This is a genomic window from Tomitella cavernea (assembly GCF_016599145.1).
Taxonomy (GTDB): domain Bacteria; phylum Actinomycetota; class Actinomycetes; order Mycobacteriales; family Mycobacteriaceae; genus Tomitella; species Tomitella cavernae.
Genome location: NZ_JAENKO010000011.1, coordinates 70663 through 90438 on the forward strand (window position 1 = coordinate 70663; position 19776 = coordinate 90438).

Below are 19776 nucleotides of genomic sequence, written 5' to 3' on the forward strand. Positions count from 1 at the left end.
CGCGCCGGGGCCGCCGGCGCGGGTACGGGCAGGGCGCGTGATCTCCCGGAGTGTTCACCCGGGGTTCACGCGCCCTCCGCGTCTGTGTGGGAATCGGGCAACATAGCGTGGAAAGACTGCCGGTGGTCGCACGAGAGCGACCGGCCTCCGCTGTGGCGGAGGAAATTCCGCCCCGCGCACAGCGGGGCCGACCGGGAGAGAGCTTTGCCTCGACGCATGCAGTCCACCCCTCGAGTCCAATCCGCGCCCCGTCGGGCGCGCGTCGTCGGCGTCGCGGCGGCGGTGACCACGCTGCTGGCCACCGCCGCATGCGGAGCCGGCAACGCCGATCCGTCGGCGGCCGGCGACGCTACCAAGAGCCGATCAACTTCCGACGCAGTGGATTTGGCATCCGAATCCCGGGCCGCGCACGGCGACATCACCGCGAACGGCGGCGCGCGGCGCTTGTCCGGCGACCAGTCGGAGTCGTTGCGCAGTGCGATCGACGACTCCGGCGCCAAGAACGTCATCCTGATGATCGGCGACGGCATGGGCGACTCGGAGATCACCGCGGCGCGGAACGTGGCGGAGGGGGCCGGCGGGATGTTCGCCGGAATCGACGCGCTGCCGTTCACCGGCCAGTACACGCACTACTCGTTGGACCAGGAGACCGGGAAGCCGGACTACGTCACGGACTCCTCGGCGTCCGGCACCGCATGGTCCACCGGCACGAAGACCTACAACGGCGCCGTCTCCGTCGACATCCACGGGGCGCCGCAGCGTTCGATCATGGAGATCGCCAAGGCCAACGGCCTGGCCACCGGCAACGTGTCGACAGCGGAGATCGAGGATGCCACGCCCGCCGTGCAGTTCTCGCACGTCACCGAACGCAAGTGCTACGGCCCGGACGAGACGGCGAAGAAATGCCCCGGGAACGCGCTGGAGAACGGCGGGGCCGGGTCCATCGCCGAGCAGTTGCTGGAAACCCGGCCGGACGTCGTCCTCGGCGGCGGCGCCGAGACCTTCGACCAACGCGCACATGCGGGGGAGTACAAGGGGCAGACTCTGTTCGAGCAGGCGGAGGCGCGCGGCTTCAATGTGGTCCGCACTCTCGACGAGCTGGACCCGGTGGAGACGGCGGGGCAGGACGCGCCGCTGCTCGGGCTCTTCGCCCCCGGCAACATGGAGGTGCGCTGGACGGGCGAGAAGGCGACGCAGGGAGGGATGGACAAGCCTGCGCAGAAGTGCGTCCCCAACCCGGACCGGGATGCCGGTGCCCAGCCGGACCTGAAGACCATGACGGCCAAGGCGATCGAGCTGCTCTCCGGCGATGAGGACGGCTTCTTCCTGCAGGTGGAGGGCGCGTCCATCGACAAGCAGAACCATGCCGCGGACCCGTGCGGGCAGATCGGCGAGACCGTCGACCTCGACGAGGCGGTGCAGGAAGCCCTCAGATTCGCCGAGGATGATGGCGAGACGCTCGTGATCGTCACCGCCGACCACGCCCACACCAGCCAGATCGTCTCCACCGGCACCGAGTCGCCGGCATTGACCTCGAAGCTCGTCACGGCGGACGGCACGGAGATGGGGATCCTCTACGGCACAGGCGAAGCCGACGCATCGCAGGGGCACACCGGCACGCAGCTGCGCGTCGCCGCCTACGGCCCCGGAGCGGCGAACGTCGTGGGACTGAGTGATCAGACCGACCTCTTCTTCACGATGACGGACGCTCTGGGACTGGACCGCGACGACCGCTGATCAACCGGCGGCGGGGCGGGCAGGATGCGGCACGGTGAGGTCGTGCGCGGACGGTCCCGCTCCGTCGTCGTCAATCCAGCGAGGGAAAGCCCGCCTCGGCCCACTCGTCCACGCGGCGAGCGCTCTCCTCCTGGCTGAGGTCGACGGTGCGGGTCATCACGCTCCAGCGCAGGCCGAACGGGTCGAGCAGCGAGGCGAACCTGTCGCCCGACACGAAGTCGGTGACCGGCTCGCGCAGCGTCGCGCCACGGGCGACCGCGCGCTCGACCACCGCGTCGACGTCCGGGCGGTACAGCGCCGTCGAGTGGCTGACATCGTCGGCGGCCGAATCCGGCGGGCGCGCGTCGGCGACCAGGCCATACTGCGGGTTGGGGTCGCCCAGCTGCAGGCGGCCGTCGCCGAAGTCGAGCTCGGCGTGGGCGACGACGGTACCCGCGCCGTCCGGTGCGGGCACTTCGACACGCGAGACCTCGGTGGCCCCGAACGCGGCCACGTAGAAATCGATCGCCGCCGCGGCGCCCGGCACGACGAGGAACGGAGTGAGCGCAGTGAAACCGCGCGGAGTGCCGTTCACAGTGTGGGGTCCGTCGGCAGCGACGATATGTGCGGTGCCGTTCATGGCTTTACTCATGGGAACCACGCTACGAGGGGGGCAGGCCGCGATCTTGAACTAATGCGACAGCACCGGGAGTAGTTTGGCGGGGTGGACCGGACGGGATACGGGGGTGCAGAGGGGCGTGGCGGGGCCGGGACTGGCCGGTCCGGGGCCGGTCCTGATGGGATCGGGGCCGGCTCGCCGCTGAGCAAGGGCGTGGTGCGGCCGGACCGGCGGGTGACGATGCGACGTCTGGGTGTGCCCCACGACGTCGCGGCGCTGGCCCGGCACGTGTGGATCCCGCGGTGGGACCTGCCCGCCGGTGAAGTCCTCGCACAGCCCGTCCTGGAATACCCGGGCACCAATGTGGTCATCGAACCGGCGGCCGCGGCACTGTACGGACCGCAGCGCGGGCTGTCCACGATCGACCTGCGCGGACGGTCCTGGGGCGTGGGGATTCTGCTGCGGCCGGCGGCCGGAACGATCCTCACCGGCCGCCACATGGACGAGGTCGCGGGGGCGACGCACGACGTGCCCTCGGGCGGGCGGCTGGTGCCGGCGGTCCGGGCGGTGATGGAGGGCGAGCCTGCTGATCCGGGTCCGGCGGTGGACACTGCAGTGGACGAAGCCGTGGTGTCTCAAGTGACGGAGTGGCTGCGGCAGTTCACGATCGACGAAGAAGGCCTGCTGATCAACGCGATCGTCGACGACGTGGAATCCGATCCCACGCTGACCCGGGTCGCGGACATCGCCGCCCGATTCTCCATGGGCCAGCGCCGACTGCAACGGATCTGCTGGCGGCGCATCGGCTACTCGCCCAAGTGGCTCATCAACCGGCGCAGGCTCCAGGAAGCGGCCGCAGTGCTACGCGACGACCCGCACGTCCAGCTGGCGGACATGGCGCACGAGTTCGGATACAGCGACCAGGCGCACTTCGCCCGGGAGTTCGCCGCTGTCATCGGGACGCCGCCGGGCGCGTACCGGGCGCAGGCGGGCGGATAGGGCGCGGCCGGCCGTGCGAGCATCGCGCTCGAAGTTCGAACGCCACGACGTGGTCACGCTCGAACTTCGAACGCCACGTGACGTCGCGCCCGTAGTTGCGGGGTTCGGTTCGTAATTACAGACCAGCACGCTCAACTTCAGGCGTGACGTGGTTCCGCGATCGAAGTTCGAACGCGAATCGCTTGTTGCGCCGGAACTTCGAACGCGGCTTTGTCGTCCCCCACATCGCCCTCGAAGTTCGAACGCGATGCGCCCCCGCCCCCCGTTGCCGTCGTGCTTCGGGCGTCACGTGCCGGCGCCGCCGACGTCAACGCGGCCGTGGCAGGTAGACATCGGACTGGCGCGGTGGATCCCACAGCGGAGGCGGTGAGTTCCGGGCAAGAGTGCGCGCCCGGGAGTACCGGCCGACGATTGCGTCGGGGTCGACGAGATCCTTCCAGACGATGCGGACCACCTTGAGCCCCAGCGACGTCAACCGTTCTTCGCGCGCCTTCTCGTCGGCGAGGGCACGCGACTGGGCTTCGCCGGTCTGGCCGTGCAGCCGGTACTTCACCATTCCGTCGAACTCGCCCACTATCCCTTCGTCGTCATGTGAAAAGTCAACGCGTGCAATGTACTTGCCCTCGTAGCGAACGACGCGCTGGAGTGATGTCGGTGCTAGTCCCAGCCTCGTGAGCAGCAGTCGGCAGCGGGTTTCGCCGACGCTCTCACTGCGCAGATCCATTGCGCGGACCGCCGCCCGAGCCTGGGCCGCACCTTTGCACCCACGGAGGCTGCCGAGCGCTGTGTCGAGGTCGTCCACACTAATCAGCGCGTTGTTGAGGGCGTGATCGCCCATGCACACCGCCTGCTCGAAGAGCCCCATACCGGCGATGTCCACGATGGTTCTGGCCGCGGATGTGACCGAGATGCCGTCGAACTCGATGACCTGGTCGTCGGGGAGGGGCACGCTGTGCATGATCTTACGGACATTACTGTTGCCGTTTCCGCTGCCGGACCTCGTCATGTGCACCCGGACGAGCGCGCCGTCGGCGTTCCACAGCGGGAGGCCGAGGACGACGGCGGCCGATACATGACTGACGGCGGCGGGGCGCCGCAGATCGTGGACGGCGGCCGTGATCTGCAATCGATGCCGTTCGAGAGCATCGGCCTGGCCGAGCGCGTCGGTACTGACGTAGGCGCCGCGGCGCAATCGCGTGACCTGGTCACGCTCGCACATGCTGCCGAGCCGGTGGTCGGTGTACCCGAGCCCGAGCAGGTCGCGGCGGAACTGGACTTTCGTTGGCGTCATGTCACAGATCCTGACGGACCGCGCGTGCACTCGGCGCCGGCCTTCGGGTCGCGAACTGGGAGAATGGAGCAATCTGTGGAGAACCCGAGCCTGTGGATAACCGGAGTGGTGGGCCGCTCGTCGTCGCGGCGCTGTCGCGTTCGAACTACAAGCGTGACGTGGTGTGACGTTCGCAGTTGCGTGGTCTGGTCCGAAACTACAGACCGGGCCACGCAACTGCGGACGCGACGCGGAGCCGCGTTCGAACTTCGGGCGCGACGTGTCCGTCACGCCTGAACTTCAGGCGTGTCATGCCGCCGGTCCGGGTCGCGCCCGAACTTCGGGCGCGAAACGCGGCCCGGTCACGCGAAGCGCTCGCGCAGCCGGTGCTTGACGAGCTTTCCAGTGGGGGTGCGCGGCAACTCGTCGACGAATACCACTGACCGGGGTGCCTTGTAGTGGGCGATCTCGGCGCGGACGTAGGCGAGAAGTTCATCGGCCAGCGCCGGGCCCGGGCGTACGCCGGGCGCGGGCTCGGCGACGGCGAGCGGCACCTCGCCGAGTTCGTCGTCCGGCACCCCGATCACGGCGACGTCGAGGATCTTCGGGTGCAGGGTGAGGACGTTCTCGGACTCCTGCGGGTAGACGTTGACGCCGCCGGAGATGATGGTGAAGTCGGCCCGGTCGGTGAGGTAGAGGAATCCGTCGGCGTCGAGGTAGCCGATGTCGCCGGTGGTGGCCCAATTGTCGTGGTCGGGGTGCCGGGTGGCCTGCGTCTTCTCCGGATCGTTGTGGTACTCGAACGTGGCGGTCTCGCGTTCGAAGTACACGGTGCCCACCTCGCCGACGGGCAGCACGACGCCGTCGTCGTCGCAGATGTGCGCCGGTCCGAGCACACTGACCCCCACCGATCCCGGATGCGCCAGCGCCTGCGCCGAGTCGATGAAGGTGGCCCCCACCCCCTCCGTGGCGGCGTAGTACTCGTTGATCACGGGACCCCACCAGTCGATCATTCGGCGCTTGATCTCGGCGGGGCACGGCGCTGCCGCATGGATAGCGCAGCGCATGCTGGACACGTCGTACCGTTCGCGGGCGGCAGGGTCGAGTTTGAGCATGCGCACGAACATCGTGGGCACCCATTGGCTGTGCGTCACCCTGTAGCGCTCGATGAGCCGCAACGATTCTTCGGCGTCGAAGCGGTCCATCAGGATGACAGTGCCGCCGATGGAGGTCACCATGCCGCAGAACCGGAGTGGGGCAGCGTGGTACAGCGGTGCTGGGCACAGGTACACCGAGTCGGAGTCGAACCCGTAGATCGGTTTGAACACCGCGGTGTACGGATCCGGGATCTCGTCGACGGCCCCCTCCGGAAGCGGCGGACGGATCCCTTTGGGCCGCCCCGTGGTGCCCGACGAGTACAGCATGTCCTGGCCGCGCGGCTGCCCGTCGAGCGGTGCGTCGGGCTGGGCGGCGAGCACCGCGTCGTAGTCCTCGTACCCGGCGACCGCGCCTCCGAATGCGACGCGGTGCGGTACCGCGGGCAGCTCGCCGCCCACGGCCTCGGCGGCCTCGGCGGAGACGAACAGTGCGCGGGCGCCGCAATCGTCGATGACGAACCCGGCCTCCACCGCCGTCAGCTGCCAGTTGACGGCGGTGATGTAGAGGCCGCTGCGCAGGGCGCCCCAGTAGATCTCCATCATCCGCACGTCGTTGCCGGACATCATGGCGACGTGGTCGCCGGGGCGCAGCCCGGCGCCGCGCAGGTAGTGGGCCACCCGGCGCGAGCGGCTCTCGAGGTCCCGGTAGGTGAGCACCTCCTGCGCCGCGGGGCGGGCCACCGCGGCCTTGTCGGGCGTCGACTCGGCGACGGTGCCGGGGTACAGGCTGCCGGTCACCGGGGGCAGTCCGGGGGCGGTCGGTTCGTGCGTCACTTGTGCCTCCACTCCTCATGAACGGTCGTACCACGCTTCGGCGACGGAGGGAGGCGGAATACGGGCCGCGCCCCGTCGTGCCTCTGTCGGCGGCGAGACTCCGCCAGGCGCGCAAGCGGTTCGCTGACGGTGGTGCGCGGCGGTCGTACGGGCCGCCGGTGCGCGGCGGCGGCCCGTGCGACTACCTTGGGGGTCATGGCGGGTGTACCCATCAACGGTCGCTCTGAGCACGCGTATCCGGGGATGGATCCGCATGCGGACGCGGCCGATGATCTGGTCGGCGATGTCGTCGCCGATGTGGCTGCGAACATGGAGCGCGATCTCGACGCCAATTCGGCCGAGGTCAAGGCGCTGCTCGAGTCGCATTTCCCGGAGATGCGCGGCGATCGGCTATGGGCGGATCTGCTGCGCGCAAGCATCTCCAGCAACGTCGAGACCGTGCTGCATGCGCTGCGGCACGGGATCCCCGCCGGTGGGATCGCGCCGCCCGCGGCGGCAGCGGAGTTCGCCCGCCGGATGGCGCAGCACGAGGTGCCCGTGGCGGTGCTCGTCCGCTCGTACCGGATGGGTCTTGCGGCGTTGCAGGACGGTTTCCTGCGACGCATGACGGGACTGCTGGACGCCCCGGAGCCGCCGGGCGACCCCATCGGGCACGATCGGCGTGCGGATCCCACGGTGATCCTCGCGGCGGTGCGTTACACGCTGCGCCTGTCGTACGAATACATCGACTCGATCACCGAGCAGCTCACCGCGATCTACGGGGAGGAGCGCGACCGCTGGCACATGGGCGGGAACAGCCTGCGCGTCGAACAGGTACGCAGGGTCCTCGACGGCGACGGTGAGCGCGATGCCGCATCGCACCTGCACTACGACCTCGACCAGACGCACATCGCGGCGGTGCTGTGGCTGCCCGAGGACGCGGACCGTGCGGGCGGCCCGGGGACGCTGGACCGCGCTGTGCGCGATCTCGGTGGGAGCGTCGGCGCGGCGGGTGCTCCGCTGGCCGTGACGGCCGACGAACTGAGCGTCTGGGCCTGGTACCCGCTCGACCAGATCACCGGGATGCTGCTGGACGGGGGGCGGGTGCGCGCGGCGTGGGACCGCGCCCCCGAGGCCGCCGACAGATCTCCGCGCCCGGGCCCGCGGGTGTCCGTGGCGCTGGGGACGGTGGGCCAGGGGATCGACGGCTTCCGGCGCTCGCACCAGCACGCGATGCTCGCCCGCTCGGTGGCGGCGATGGCGGACCGTCCCGCCGGCAGGGCCACCGGTTACGACGAGCCCGGCCTGTCCGCCGTGGCGATGCTGTGCACCGACATGCGCGCGACGTCGTCGTGGGTTGCGGAGACTCTGGGCCCGCTGGCGGACGACGACGAGTCGGCCGCACGTCTGCGCGAGACCATTCGTATGTTCTACCTGCACGGCGCCAGCCACAAGTCGGCGGCGACAGCCCTGCACCTGCATGCCAACACGGTGAAGTACCGGATCCGGCGCGCCGAGGAGATGCTGGGACGGCCACTGCAGCAGAATCGGTCGAGCATCGAGCTGGCGGTGCTGATCTGCTACTGGCTCGGGTCCGAGGTGCTCGTCGCCTGAGAAGAGCCTGCGGGTCGCCGGCATCCCGGCAGTGCGGTGGGGGCCCGGCCGCACCCCAATGGGGGGAGGGGTGGGTGCGGCCGGGGTGTGCGTCTCACGCGCAGCATCGGGGGGTTACGCTGCCCGGAGCCCGCGGCGGCTGTGCCTGCCGGCGGGTTCACGCACATCGGGCGCCTCATGAGGGAGTCGAGCCGCTCTTCGGGCGCCCTGCCTCTGACAGTACTTGCGGGGGCATGATTCGCGCATGTGCGCAAGCGACCGAGTTTCCGTGATGATTTGTGCCTGCGGTACAAAATGGGACGGATGTTCAGGTTGAATTACTGATTGCGCATGTAGAAATGAGACGGAGGCCATGTTTTCCCGGAGGGTGGCGCGGGGAACGGCGCGGGTAACGGACGCGCGAGACCCCCGGGCGGGGGCCCGGGGGTCTCGCGTGATCGTCCGCGATCAGGTGCGCGTCGCAGACGCGCGGGTCATGCTGCAGACGCGCGGGTCATGCTGCAGACGCGCGGGTCAAGCGACCGACGGCGTCGGCATCACTTCACCAGGTCGATGATCTGGCCGGGGAAGATGAGGTTGATGTCGGCGACCTGCGGCGCCAGGTCGCCCATCGGGACGTCGAAAGCGAGGGCGATCTGCGAGAGTGTGTCGCCGAGCTCGACGGTGTAGGTGCCGTCGGCGTTCTGCGTCAGCGGCGCGGCGGACGACCCGGTATCTGTGGCGGGGGCCTGCTCGTACGAGGCGCTGTCGGAGGTGTCCTGCTGGCCGCCCGACTGGTCGTAGGAGGTCTCCTGGTAGGAGGTGGTCTGGGCCTGCTGGCCGCCGTCGCCGCCGGTCCCGCCGCCGCTGAGGTACTGACCGCACACGGGCCAGGCGCCGGGGCCCTGGGTCTGCAGGACGTTCTCCGCCACGCGGATCTGCTCGGACTTGCTGGCGTTGGCCGGGCTGCCGCTGCCGCCGTTGGCCGCCCAGGTGGACTGGCTGAACTGGAGCCCGCCGTAGTAGCCGTTGCCGGTGTTGGTGGACCAGTTGCCGCCGGACTCGCACTGGGCGACGCCGGACCAGTCGGCCGCCGACGCGGTGCCGGCCCCGATGGCCAGGGGTGCGCCGACGACGATCCCGGCGGCGGCGACGGTGCCGAGTGTGCGCTTGATGGTGATTCCGGTCATGTGAAGTCTTTCCTCTCCGTGCCGCTGTGATGCGGGTGGTGGGCCGCGTCGACGGGGCGATCGCCCGGTCCGCTGTGCCCGCCTGTGCTGATTCCGCGTGCGCACCCTGCCCTCGAAGGTTTTTGGTCTGCCGGATCGCGGGGCAGGATGCGGCGGCGGTCCGACGTTCACCCGCTGTGTTCGGGCTGCCGACGACACTAGGCCAATATCACGAGCAGGTCACGGGCAGATGTACTCACCGTTATCCGTGACCTGTCGCATAGCGGGTTGAATCGCGGCAGGTGGGCGCGGGGAATGGAGCGCAGATGGCAGTCTGAATTCGTCGGAATTGTGTCGGAGGCCACAGGGTATCTGTGCATCACGTCACCGATATCGGGCTCCGATTACGCCGGGAACGTGCTGTTCAGCGTGCTGAATGCGTGATCGGAATCCATGGGTGCGCAGCTGGCGTGCCGTGCGGCGGGAATCATGTGGGAAGGCCCAGCATCGCTGTGAAAGCGCGCGCCGCGGGATTGGTGAGTGGAAGTGCCGCGCGGCCGATGAGGGCGAGCGTACGCGCCGGAGGTCGCGGTGTGAGTGCGACACACGGCAGGCCGCTGCGCTGCGCGATGGGCGCGGGCACGATCGCCGCGCCGAGTCCGTGCCGCACCAGCGCCAGTGCCTGGTCCATCTCCGAGGTGCGGAAGGTGATGTTCCTGCCGACGCCGGCGTTGTCGAAAAATGACTCGACGAACGTTTGCAGCCCCAGCCCGGCCTGGAAGTCGACGAATCGGACGCGGGTCAGTTCGTCGAGCCGCACCTCGTCCCGCCCCGCCAGGGGGTGATCGTCGCCCACGATGAGGCTGAGCGTCTCGGCGTAGTCGACGAGCGTGCTCAGGCCCGCCGGGACGGGGGCGGTGTCGAGGGCGACGAATGCCAGGTCCAGTGTGCCCGCCATGACGTCGGCCATGAGGTCGAGCGTGGGCGCCTCACGCAGCGTCACCTCCACCGCCGGGTGGGCGGCGTGGAAGCCGGCGATGGCGGCGGGCAGGTCGACGGCGGTGAACGTCTGGACCGCTCCGAGCGCCAGGGAACCCGAGTCCGCGCTGCGGACGGCGGCGGCTGTGGCACGCGTCGCCGCGACCTCGAGCCGGATCCGGCGGGCATGCGGGAGCAGCGCCGCGCCCGCGGATGTGAGAAGCACATTCCGCGTCGTGCGCTCGAACAGGATCAACCCCAGCTCGTTCTCCAGAGCGCGGATCGACGCGCTGAGCCCGGACTGGGAAATGTGGGACTCCTCCGCGGCCCGCGTGAAGTTGCCGCTTTCCGCAACCGCCACGAAGTGCTCGAGCTTGCGTGTGTCCATCCGGCCAGTCTACCTGCAGTAACAAGCATTACTGGTCAATAGCATCGCATTGATGTGTTGGACAGCGCAATAGCGGACGTCGACGATCGACCCATGACGGAACCACGGAACCGAAAGACGGCGGTGCAGGGCCAGGCGTCAACGGCACAGCAACCGCAAGGGGCGGCGCGGGCGCATGGACGGCTCGACCCGCGCCTGGTGCTGATAATGGCCCTCGCCTCGGGCCTGGTGGTGGCGAACAGCTACTACGCCCAGCCCCTCGTCGATACCATCGCGGGCGACCTGCACGCGTCGACCACGGCGGTCGGGCTGGTGGTCACGGCTTCGCAAGTGGGGTACGCGCTCGGTCTCGCCCTGCTCGTGCCGCTCGGCGACCTGGTCGATCGGCGGCGCATGCTCACCGCGCTGCTGCTCGGCACGTTCGTCTGCCTGCTTGCGATGGTCTTCGCGCCGGGCTGGCAGTTGCTGGCCGCAGCGGCGGTGCTGGTGGGCCTCGGCTCGGTGGTGGGCCAGGTGCTCGTGCCCTTGGCCGCGGAGTTGGCGCGGGAGGACGAGCGCGGCCGGGTGATCGGCAACGTCATGACCGGCCTGCTGCTGGGCATCCTGCTGTCGAGGGTGGCGTCGGGGCTCATCGCCTCGGTGGCGGGCTGGCGCGCCGTGTTCGTCGTTGCGGCGGCGCTCATGCTGGTCACGTGCGTGCTGGTGCGGATGCTGCCGTCGTCGCCCAGCACCGCGCGCGATGCGGACGGGGCGTCGCTGACCTACGGCAGGCTTCTGCGTTCGGTGATCACCATCGTCGCTGAGGAGCCTGTTCTGCGGCTGCGCATCGGCTACGGCATGGCCACCTACGCCTCGTTCGGCGTGTTCTGGACGTCCATCGGCTTCGTGCTGGCGGGCCCGGACTACGGGTGGTCGGATGCACGGATCGGACTCTTCACGCTTTTCGGCGTGGCGGGGGCAGTGGCGGCGCGATTCGCCGGCCGACTCGCGGACCGCGGTTTCGCCCACATCCAGACCGGCGTGTTCCTGGCGCTCACCGCGGCATCCTTCGTGCTGCTGGGCGTGGGACGGACGCATGTCGTGCTTTTGGCCGTCGGCGTGGCGCTGCTGGACCTGGGTATCCAGGGCACACACATCAGCAACCAGTCGGTGTTCTACCCGCTGCGCCCGGACGCCCGCAGCCGCCTCAACACGGCCTATATGACCACGTACTTCACGGCCGGGTCGGTGGGCTCGGTCGCTTCCGCGCTGATCTACCCCGCCTTCGGTTGGGGCGGCGTCTGCGTTGTGGGCGGGATCTTCCCCCTGGCGGGGTTTGTGCTGTGGTGCCGTGAGCACGCAGTGCTCAGGCGCGCGCGGCGGCGGTCCGATGCCCACCCCCGTTAGGGGGGAGGCCCGCTCGCGGCTCTTGTGTTCAACGTCACTGTGCCTACTCTGAAGTGTGGTAGTTCACCGGATAGGAACGATCGAGGAGGGGCCATGACACAACCATCGACCAGCCGCATCCCGGGTGCGCACATAGCGGATCCCGGGGCGCTGGGCCTAGGAGCGTTCGCCCTCACCACCTTCGTGCTCAGCGTCGTCAACGCGGGCATGGTGGACGCGGAGCCGGTGGTCTTCGGCCTCGCGCTCGCGTATGGCGGCATCGTGCAGTTCGCGGCGGGGTTGTGGGAGTTCGCCAAGGGCAACACGTTCGGCGCCACCGCGTTCTGTTCGTACGGCGGATTCTGGATCTCGTTCTGGTATCTGACCAGCTACACCGACCTGACAGGACTCGCCGGCAACAGCGCGGAGCACGGCGTGGCCCTCTACCTGCTCGCGTGGGGCATCTTCACCACCTACATGCTCATCGCGTCGCTGCGCACCAACTGGGCCATCTTCACGGTCTTCCTGCTGCTGGCCCCCACGTATTTCGTGCTGGCCGCCGGCGACTTCTCCGGCAGCGAGGCCGTCGCCAAGGCCGGGGGCTGGCTCGGCATCCTCACGGCGATCGCCGCCTGGTACGCGTCCTTCGCCATCGTCACCAACGCGACCTTCAAGAAGACGCTGTTGCCGGTAGGGCCGCGCTGAACCGTTTGCCGCCGGGGCGGAGAGGCCGGCCCGGCGGCGGGCATCAACCGCACCACAGGACGGCCCCGGGCGAGCAGGATGGAAGGCACCCGGCACCGACATCATTAAGGAGACGATGAGAGTGTCCACAGAACAGACAATCGCCGCGCTCGGCCGTGAGAGTCGCACCTTCGAGCCGCCGGCCGATTTCGCGGCGAACGCCAACGTCAAGGCGGACGCGTACGAGCGCGCAGAGAAGGACCGACTGGGCTTCTGGGACGAGGCCGCGCAGCGGATCACCTGGGCCGAGCCCTACACCGACGTCCTCGACTGGTCGGGCGCCCCGCACGCCAAGTGGTACGTCGGCGGCAAGCTCAATGCCACCTACAACTGTGTGGACCGGCACGTGGAGAACGGGTTGGGCGACCGCGTCGCCTACCACTTCGAGGGCGAGGGCGGCGACACCCGCACCATCACCTACAAGAACCTGCAGGACGAGGTGTGCAAGGCGGCCAACGCTCTGACCGCACTGGGCGTCAAGACCGGCGACCGGGTTGCCATCTACATGCCGATGATTCCCGAGACCGTGTTCGCGATGCTCGCCTGCGCCCGCATCGGTGCCCCGCACACGGTGATATTCGGCGGGTTCTCCGCCAAGGCCATCGCGGACCGCGTGCAGGACTGCGGGGTGGAGTTCGTCATCACCGCGGACGGCGGCTACCGCAAGGGCAAGGCGTCGCCGCTCAAGGCGGCGGTGGACGAAGCACTCACGAGCTGCCCCGACGTGCACACGGTCCTGGTCGTCAAGCGCACCGGCCAGGAGGTGGCCTGGACCGAGGGCCGAGACAAGTGGTGGTCGGACGCGGTCGACGGGCAGTCCACCGAGCACACGCCGGAGGCATTCGACGCCGAGCACCCGCTGTACATCATGTACTCGTCGGGCACCACGGGTAAGCCCAAGGGAATCCTGCACACCACGGGCGGCTACATGGTGGGCACCTCATACACCCACTACGCGGTATTCGACATCAAGCCGGAGACCGATGTGTTCTGGACGGCGGCCGACATCGGCTGGGTCACCGGCCACTCGTACATCGTCTACGGGCCGCTCGCGAACGCGACCACGTCGATCATGTACGAGGGCACGCCCGACACCCCGCACCAGGGGCGTTGGTGGGAGATCGTCCAGAAGTACAAGGCCACCATCCTGTACTGCGCGCCGACCGCGATCCGCACGTTCATGAAGTGGGGCCACCAGATCCCCGCCGAGTACGACCTTTCCTCGCTGCGGCTGATCGGTTCGGTGGGCGAGCCCATCAACCCGGAGGCGTGGGTCTGGTACCGCAAGAACATCGGCGGTGACCGCACGCCGGTCGTGGACACCTGGTGGCAGACGGAGAACGGGCAGATCCTCATCAGCCCGCTGCCGGGCGTCACGGCCACCAAGCCGGGCGCGGCCATGCGCCCGCTGCCGGGCATCGTCGCCGACGTGTTCACCGAGGACGGCAAGCCCGTCGGCAACAACGAGGGCGGCTACCTGGTGGTCAAGGAGCCGTGGCCGGGCATGCTGCGCACCCTGTGGGGCGACGACGACAGGTTCCAGCGCACCTACTGGGACCGTTTCCCCGGCGTGTACTTCGCCGGCGATGGCGCCAAGCGCGATCAGGACGGCGACATCTGGGTGATCGGCCGCGTCGACGACGTCATGAACGTCTCGGGCCACCGGTTGTCGACCACCGAGATCGAATCGGCGCTGGTCTCGCACGACGCGGTGGCCGAGGCCGCCGTCGTCGGTGCCGCCGACGCGACCACCGGTCAGTCGATCGAGGCGTTCGTGATCCTCAAACAGAGTGCGCACGGCGGCGGCGAGGACATCGTGGCCACGCTGCGGCAGCACGTGCGCGACGAGATCGGTGCGATCGCCAGCCCGCGCTCGATCATGTTGGTCGAGGAGCTGCCCAAGACCCGCTCGGGCAAGATCATGCGGCGCCTGCTGCGCGACATCGCCGAGAACCGTGAGCCCGGCGACTCGACCACTCTGGCGGATTCGTCGGTGGTCGACCGCATCCGCAGCGAGGTCTCCGGCGGGTAGCACCCGGATCCAGCACCACCCCGGCCCTCCCCGTACTGCGAATTACGGGGAGGGCCGGAGTGCGCCTGGACCCCGTCGTACTCCTGGGCATCCGGCGGACCAACTATTGCAAATGAAAATCATATGCAATAGTTGGTCCGGGTGGGCCCGCGACAGAGGGCCCGGTGGGTGTGAGGAAGCGGATGATCAAGAAAGTACGTGCTACCGGGGCGATCGAATCGGACGGAGCCGCGCCGCAGCGCGGACCGCAGTACCGGGTGGGCCGCGCGGGCCTGGCGGCGGCGGCCCTCGTCTCCGCGCTGGTCGCTTCGGCCTGCGGGTCGGTCGCGGGCGGATCCACCGCGGACGGTGCGGCCGTCACTGTCGTCGCGTCCACGCCGGTCTGGCAGGACATCGCCGCGGCGGTCGGCGGGGACACGGTGACGACGGCGACGATCATCCCGGCCGGGGCGGACCCGCACGATTTCGAGGCCGCCGCCGGAGACGTGCTCACGGTGGCGAACGCCGACCTCGTCGTCACGAACGGCGGCGGGTACGACGACTTCGTCGCCGGCCTGGTCCGCAGCGCGGACGGCGGCGCGCAGATCGTCGACGCCTACGCGCTGCACCGCGGTGCCGGACACGGAGACGCGGCCGGCGAAGGCGGGCACACAGGGCATGACCACGACGCGAACGAACACGTCTGGTTCGACCTCGACACCGTCGCTGCCGCGGCGGACGCCTTGGCCGAGGGCATGGCGGAGCGCGATCCGGACCACGCGGAGGAATACCGCTCCAGGTCCGCCGCGCTACGCACGGAGTTGGCGGAACTCGGGGCGCGGGCCGACGCGATCGCCGCAGGGCGGCCGGCACCGGTGTTGTCCACCGAGCCGGTGGCGTACTACCTGCTCGAGAGGGCGGGGGTCGAGGACCTCACTCCCCCGGGGTTCGGCGAGGCGATGGAGCACGGCAGCGACCCGGCGCCTGCGGACATCGCGCGCATGCACGAGCTCCTTGCACAGGGGACCGCGGCCGCGCTGGTGTACAACACGCAGGCGGACGGCCCGGCCGCCCGCACGGTGCGCAAGGACGCGGAGGCCGCCGGCGTTCCGGTGATCGAGGTGGCCGAGACCCCGCCCGACGGTCTCGCATACACCGACTGGGTGTCGGGCATCCTGGACCGCCTGGGCGCAGCCGTGACCGCCTGACGTGTCGGTGGCGCGTGGCTGTTCAGACCAGGTCGAACGTGTCCGGGTCCGGCCCGACGCGGCCGTCCGCGCCACGGTCGAGCGTGGAGAGCCGGGCCATCGCATCGCCGTCCAGCTCGAAGTCGAACAGGGCGAAGTTCTCCCTCATCCGGGCCGGCGACATGGACTTGGGGAAGACGATGTCGCCGCGCTGCAGGTGCCAGCGCAGCACCACCTGAGCGGCGGTGCGACCAAGCGATTCCGCCAGCTCCTTGACCACCGGCTCGTCCATCACAGCACCCTGCGCCAGCGGCGACCACGCCTCCACGGCGATGCCCTGCTCGCGGCAGAAGGCGCGCACCTCCTCGTTGCCGAACCACGGGTGCACCTCCACCTGATTCACTGCGGGGATCGTGTCGGCGTCGTCGAGCAGGCGCTGCAGGTGCGGCACCTGGAAGTTGGAGACGCCGATGCTGCGGGCGCGGCCGTCCGCGGCAAACTCCTCGAGTACCTTCCACGTGCTGACGAAATCGCCGTCGTACCGGGTGGGCAGCGGCCAGTGGATGAGGAAGAGGTCGAGGTAGTCGGTGCCGAGCTTCGCCAGCGACTCCTCGAACGAGCGGCGGGCGTCGTCGGGTCGGTGGTTGCCGTTGTTGAGCTTGCTGGTCAGGAACAGGTCCGAGCGGCCGATCCCGGAGGCGGCGATACCCGTGCCCACCTCAGCCTCGTTGCCGTACATCTGTGCGGTGTCGATGTGCCGGTAGCCGGACTCCAGTGCGGCGCCCACCGCGGCGGCGGCATCGGCGGGGGCCACCTTGAAGGTGCCGTAGCCGAGCTGCGGGATGGTGCGGCCCGAGTTCAGGGCGATGCGGGGGACTGCGTTGCGGTCAGCGGTAGCGGTCATGACACCGATGGTGCCGCCCGCGGGCCGGATGTGCACTGTTTGCGGGCATCGGGGAACCGCGGATGGCACGAGGTCCACATTCTGTGGCCTTCGGATGGTGGTTTCCCGCCATCCGAAGGCGGCGGAGTCATACGGCCACAGAATGTGCGTTGAGTGTCTCGACGTCCCACACGGCTGGAGGGTTGCACGTGTTGTCGGCCGAGGCCGTGACAGAGTCGCAGTGATCGCTGGCACAGCCGTGATCGACCGCAGGCACAGAACGGCCGCCGGGCGCGGCCGACGGCGAAGGAGTGGGAAATGGGCTTGACCTCGGACAGGGTGATCGTGGTGACCGGCGCGAGCCGCGGCGCCGGCAAAGGCATCGCGCTGGGCCTCGCGGGGCCGGGTTCCACCGTGTATGTCACGGGCCGCACACGGAACGAGGGCGACGCCCCGCTGCCGGGGACCGTGCAGGCCACGGCCGACGAGATCACCGCCCGCGGCGGTACAGGCGTGCCCGTGATCTGCGACCACGCCGACGACGAACAGGTGGCCGCGCTGTTCGAGCGTGTGCGGACCGAGCACGGCCGGCTCGACATCCTGGTCAACAACGCGCTGGTGGTGCACGACGATCTGGCGAGGAAGGGTCCCTTCTGGGAGAAGCCGCTGTCGATGCAGGTGGTGCTCGACGTGGGGTTGCGGTCGACGTACGTCGCGAGTTGGCATGCGGCGCCGCTGATGGTGGCGGGCGGTGCGGGGCTGATCGTCAATACGTCGTCGTTCGGCGCGCGCTGCTACATGCACGGCCCCGCCTACGGTGCAGGCAAGGCCGCCGTGGACAAGATGGCGCACGACATGGCGCACGATCTGCGGCCGTACGGGATTGCGGCGCTGTCGCTGTGGATGGGCATGCTCAAGACCGAGCGCACCGCCGCGGCGTTCGAGACGAATGCGGAGGCGTACAAGCAGTTCGCGGCGCATGCGGAGAGCGCCGAGTTCCCCGGCCGGGTGATCGATGCGCTGGCCCGTGACCCGCACCTGGTCGACCGCTCGGGGAAGGTGCTGATCGGCGCGGAGGTGGCCCGCGAGCTCGGCGTCACCGACGTCGACGGGGGGCAGCCGCCGTCGCATAGGGGATTCCTGGGTGATCCGACTGTGTTCAGCGACGCCGTGGTCGAGTGAGCCCCGGCTGCCAGCCGGTGTTGCGTGGTGGTGGGGGATGGTCCAGCGACGCCGTGGTCGAGTGAGCCCCGGCTGCCAGCCGGTGTTGCGTGGTGGTGGGGGATGGTCCAGCGACGCCGTGGTCGAGTGAGCCCCGTGCCCGTCCCGCGGGGCGGGAAGATTGTGCTGGGGAACACAGCCCGCTGTGAGTGTTGTCGCATAGGAGCCGCGTGGTCCACCGCGTCGGCGCCGGTGACGACACGGCCTCGGGAGGCGTAATGGGCAACAAGGTTCTCGACTACATCGAGGAGCATGCGGACGAGCTGTTTGCGCAGGGGGCGGAGGCCGAGAAGATCGGCAAGCTCACCGACAAGACTGTGCGGATGCTGGTGGAAGCGGACGCGATGCGGATGCTGCAGCCGGCCGAGTACGGCGGGCTGGAGTACCGGCCGCGGCAGTTCGCGGAGACGGTGATGCGGTTGGCGTCGCTGGATCCGGCGGCGGGGTGGGTGCTGGGCGTGTGCGGGGTGCACCCGTGGCAGCTGGCGTACAACGACAAGCGGGTGCGTGAGGAGGTGTGGGGCGAGGACAGCAGCATCTGGATGGCTTCGCCCTACATGCCCGGTGGGCTAATGGTGCCGCGCGGCGACGGCACCTACAGCTTCAGCGGCAACTGGTCGTTCTCGTCGGGCACCGACCACTGCCGCTGGGCGTTCCTGGGGGCGATGCTCGCGGATGGGAACGGCGTGATGGTGCAGCCGCCGCAGATGGTGCACGTGATCGTGCCGCGCGGCGACTACGAGATCATCGACGACTCGTGGGATGTGGTGGGTCTGCGCGGCACGGGCAGCAAGGACCTGGTGGTCAAGGACGCAGTGGTGCCCGAGTACCGCACGATGACCTGGGAGGACGTCTCGGAGGGGGCTGGTCAGGAGCGGTCCGGGCGTACCGAGACGCTCTACCAGGTGCCGTGGTCGGCGATGTTCCCGATGGGCATCACGGCGGCCACGGTGGGCATCTGCGAGGGCCTGCTGCGGCTGGCGCAGGACTATCAGGCCGAGCGCATCGACGCCAACGGGGCGCAGGTCAAGGACGATCCTTACACCATGTACGAGTTCGGTGAGCTCACCGCCGACCTGCGGGCGGCGCGCGCGGAGCTGCTGGCCAACGCCGACTTCTTCTGGGACGTGACGGAAAGTGGCCGTAAGGCCACGTTCGCGGAGCGCGCGCAGGGCCGTGCTACGCAGGTGCGCGCCGCCTGGCGGGCCGTGGAGGCGGCCAACGCGATCTATGCGCGTTGCGGCGGCAACGCGCTGCGCATGGACAAGCCGATGCAGCGGTTCTGGCGTGACGCCCAGGCCGGCATCCACCACGCGATCCACTCGCCGAACACCGTCTACCACGCTGCCACCCTCAGCGCGCTCGGCGCTGAGCCGCAGGGGCCGCTGCGGAAGATGATCTGACGGGCGACCACCACAGCACGGAAGAACGGGAGTACACCATGGCCGACGTGAAGAAAGCCGGTGCGACGAACCCGCGCGAGATTCGCGCGCTGGGTTATATCGAGGTTCAGACGAATGACATGGAGCGGTGGCGGAAGCTGGCGTTCGGGGTGCTGGGTTTCGCGGAGGGGGCGCCGCCGGCAGGCGGAGATGACACAGGGGCGCTGTATCTGCGGATGGACGAGCGGGCGGCGCGGATCATCGTCACGCCGGGCGAGGTCGATGGCGTGACGGTGGTCGGCTGGGAGGTGCGTGATCAGGAGGCGCTTGACCGGGTGCGC

Annotated in this window: 16 protein-coding genes; 10 read left to right on the forward strand and 6 right to left on the reverse strand. The window is 69.4% G+C overall.

Features of this window, described 5'->3' with window-relative positions; genetic code table 11:
* The first annotated feature begins 216 nt into the window (after positions 1-216).
* Positions 217-1737, forward strand: coding sequence for an alkaline phosphatase (gene phoA, locus JJ683_RS06510; RefSeq protein WP_200172357.1), 1521 nt, complete (start codon positions 217-219; stop codon positions 1735-1737).
* A gap of 70 nt (positions 1738-1807) precedes the next feature.
* On the opposite strand, the gene JJ683_RS06515 is transcribed toward phoA, so the two are convergent.
* On the reverse strand, positions 1808-2368 hold the full coding sequence (locus JJ683_RS06515; protein ID WP_200172359.1) for a VOC family protein: 561 nt from the start codon (positions 2366-2368) through the stop codon (positions 1808-1810).
* 72 nt (positions 2369-2440) lie between these two features.
* Between JJ683_RS06515 and JJ683_RS19625 the strand changes: the two genes are divergently transcribed.
* Complete coding sequence (locus tag JJ683_RS19625; RefSeq protein WP_200172361.1) at positions 2441-3334, forward strand: AraC family transcriptional regulator; 894 nt, start codon at positions 2441-2443, stop codon at positions 3332-3334.
* 307 nt (positions 3335-3641) lie between these two features.
* Here JJ683_RS19625 and JJ683_RS06525 read toward each other — a convergent pair whose 3' ends face one another.
* Together JJ683_RS06525 and JJ683_RS06530 are read right to left on the reverse strand one after the other, a co-directional pair.
* Positions 3642-4655 carry a hypothetical protein gene (locus JJ683_RS06525; protein ID WP_200172363.1) on the reverse strand — a complete coding sequence of 338 codons (1014 nt, stop codon included), beginning with the start codon at positions 4653-4655 and terminating at the stop codon, positions 3642-3644.
* A gap of 311 nt (positions 4656-4966) precedes the next feature.
* Positions 4967-6487: an AMP-binding protein gene (locus JJ683_RS06530; RefSeq protein WP_200172400.1), complete on the reverse strand. Its 1521-nt coding sequence runs from the start codon at positions 6485-6487 to the stop codon at positions 4967-4969.
* A 243-nt stretch (positions 6488-6730) separates the two neighbouring features.
* Between JJ683_RS06530 and JJ683_RS06535 the strand changes: the two genes are divergently transcribed.
* Complete coding sequence (locus JJ683_RS06535; RefSeq protein ID WP_200172365.1) at positions 6731-8128, forward strand: PucR family transcriptional regulator; 1398 nt, start codon at positions 6731-6733, stop codon at positions 8126-8128.
* Positions 8129-8664: 536 nt separating this feature from the next.
* Here the strand turns inward: JJ683_RS06535 and JJ683_RS06540 are convergent.
* Both JJ683_RS06540 and JJ683_RS06545 read right to left on the reverse strand, forming a co-directional pair.
* A complete protein-coding gene (locus JJ683_RS06540; RefSeq protein ID WP_200172367.1) occupies positions 8665-9297 on the reverse strand; it encodes a transglycosylase family protein in 633 nt (210 codons plus the stop codon).
* A gap of 466 nt (positions 9298-9763) precedes the next feature.
* Positions 9764-10642 carry a LysR family transcriptional regulator gene (locus JJ683_RS06545; RefSeq protein ID WP_200172369.1) on the reverse strand — a complete coding sequence of 293 codons (879 nt, stop codon included), beginning with the start codon at positions 10640-10642 and terminating at the stop codon, positions 9764-9766.
* Positions 10643-10735: 93 nt separating this feature from the next.
* Here JJ683_RS06545 and JJ683_RS06550 point away from each other — a divergent pair, with 93 nt between their 5' ends.
* The 4 genes from JJ683_RS06550 to JJ683_RS06565 all read left to right on the forward strand — a co-directional run bounded on the left by JJ683_RS06550 (position 10736) and on the right by JJ683_RS06565 (position 15970).
* Positions 10736-12028: an MFS transporter gene (locus JJ683_RS06550; protein WP_345602829.1), complete on the forward strand. Its 1293-nt coding sequence runs from the start codon at positions 10736-10738 to the stop codon at positions 12026-12028.
* Between the two features lie 93 nt (positions 12029-12121).
* Positions 12122-12712 carry an acetate uptake transporter gene (locus JJ683_RS06555; protein WP_200172371.1) on the forward strand — a complete coding sequence of 197 codons (591 nt, stop codon included), beginning with the start codon at positions 12122-12124 and terminating at the stop codon, positions 12710-12712.
* A gap of 115 nt (positions 12713-12827) precedes the next feature.
* Positions 12828-14783, forward strand: a complete 1956-nt coding sequence (gene acs / locus JJ683_RS06560; RefSeq protein ID WP_200172373.1) for an acetate--CoA ligase — start codon at positions 12828-12830, stop codon at positions 14781-14783.
* 182 nt (positions 14784-14965) lie between these two features.
* Entirely contained in the window at positions 14966-15970 is a 1005-nt protein-coding gene (locus tag JJ683_RS06565) for a metal ABC transporter solute-binding protein, Zn/Mn family (protein ID WP_200172375.1), read from the forward strand.
* 22 nt (positions 15971-15992) lie between these two features.
* Here the strand turns inward: JJ683_RS06565 and JJ683_RS06570 are convergent, their stop codons facing one another.
* The gene (locus JJ683_RS06570; protein ID WP_200172377.1) at positions 15993-16853 is read right to left on the reverse strand and encodes an aldo/keto reductase; all 861 of its coding nucleotides are present in this window, start codon (positions 16851-16853) and stop codon (positions 15993-15995) included.
* Between the two features lie 297 nt (positions 16854-17150).
* Here JJ683_RS06570 and JJ683_RS06575 point away from each other — a divergent pair, with 297 nt between their 5' ends.
* The 3 genes from JJ683_RS06575 to JJ683_RS06585 all read left to right on the forward strand — a co-directional run.
* Positions 17151-18014, forward strand: a complete 864-nt coding sequence (locus JJ683_RS06575) for an SDR family NAD(P)-dependent oxidoreductase (protein ID WP_200172379.1) — start codon at positions 17151-17153, stop codon at positions 18012-18014.
* Between the two features lie 257 nt (positions 18015-18271).
* Positions 18272-19456: an acyl-CoA dehydrogenase family protein gene (locus tag JJ683_RS06580; RefSeq protein ID WP_200172381.1), complete on the forward strand. Its 1185-nt coding sequence runs from the start codon at positions 18272-18274 to the stop codon at positions 19454-19456.
* Between the two features lie 38 nt (positions 19457-19494).
* On the forward strand, positions 19495-19776 hold a 282-nt coding region (locus JJ683_RS06585; protein ID WP_504739229.1), incomplete at its 3' end, for a VOC family protein.

What these genes read in the sequence shown, in the direction of transcription:
- JJ683_RS06570 (WP_200172377.1), bottom strand. Translation starts at nt 16,853, where the DNA reads ATGACCGCTACCGCTGACCGCAACGCAGTCCCCCGCATCGCCCTGAAC.
- JJ683_RS06580 (WP_200172381.1), top strand. Translation starts at nt 18,272, where the DNA reads ATGGGCAACAAGGTTCTCGACTACATCGAGGAGCATGCGGACGAGCTG.
- JJ683_RS06565 (WP_200172375.1), top strand. Translation starts at nt 14,966, where the DNA reads ATGATCAAGAAAGTACGTGCTACCGGGGCGATCGAATCGGACGGAGCC.
- JJ683_RS06545 (WP_200172369.1), bottom strand. Translation starts at nt 10,642, where the DNA reads ATGGACACACGCAAGCTCGAGCACTTCGTGGCGGTTGCGGAAAGCGGC.
- acs (WP_200172373.1), top strand. Translation starts at nt 12,828, where the DNA reads ATGAGAGTGTCCACAGAACAGACAATCGCCGCGCTCGGCCGTGAGAGT.
- JJ683_RS06515 (WP_200172359.1), bottom strand. Translation starts at nt 2,368, where the DNA reads ATGAGTAAAGCCATGAACGGCACCGCACATATCGTCGCTGCCGACGGA.
- JJ683_RS06575 (WP_200172379.1), top strand. Translation starts at nt 17,151, where the DNA reads ATGGGCTTGACCTCGGACAGGGTGATCGTGGTGACCGGCGCGAGCCGC.
- JJ683_RS06535 (WP_200172365.1), top strand. Translation starts at nt 6,731, where the DNA reads ATGGCGGGTGTACCCATCAACGGTCGCTCTGAGCACGCGTATCCGGGG.
- JJ683_RS06555 (WP_200172371.1), top strand. Translation starts at nt 12,122, where the DNA reads ATGACACAACCATCGACCAGCCGCATCCCGGGTGCGCACATAGCGGAT.
- JJ683_RS06540 (WP_200172367.1), bottom strand. Translation starts at nt 9,297, where the DNA reads ATGACCGGAATCACCATCAAGCGCACACTCGGCACCGTCGCCGCCGCC.
- phoA (WP_200172357.1), top strand. Translation starts at nt 217, where the DNA reads ATGCAGTCCACCCCTCGAGTCCAATCCGCGCCCCGTCGGGCGCGCGTC.
- JJ683_RS06550 (WP_345602829.1), top strand. Translation starts at nt 10,736, where the DNA reads ATGACGGAACCACGGAACCGAAAGACGGCGGTGCAGGGCCAGGCGTCA.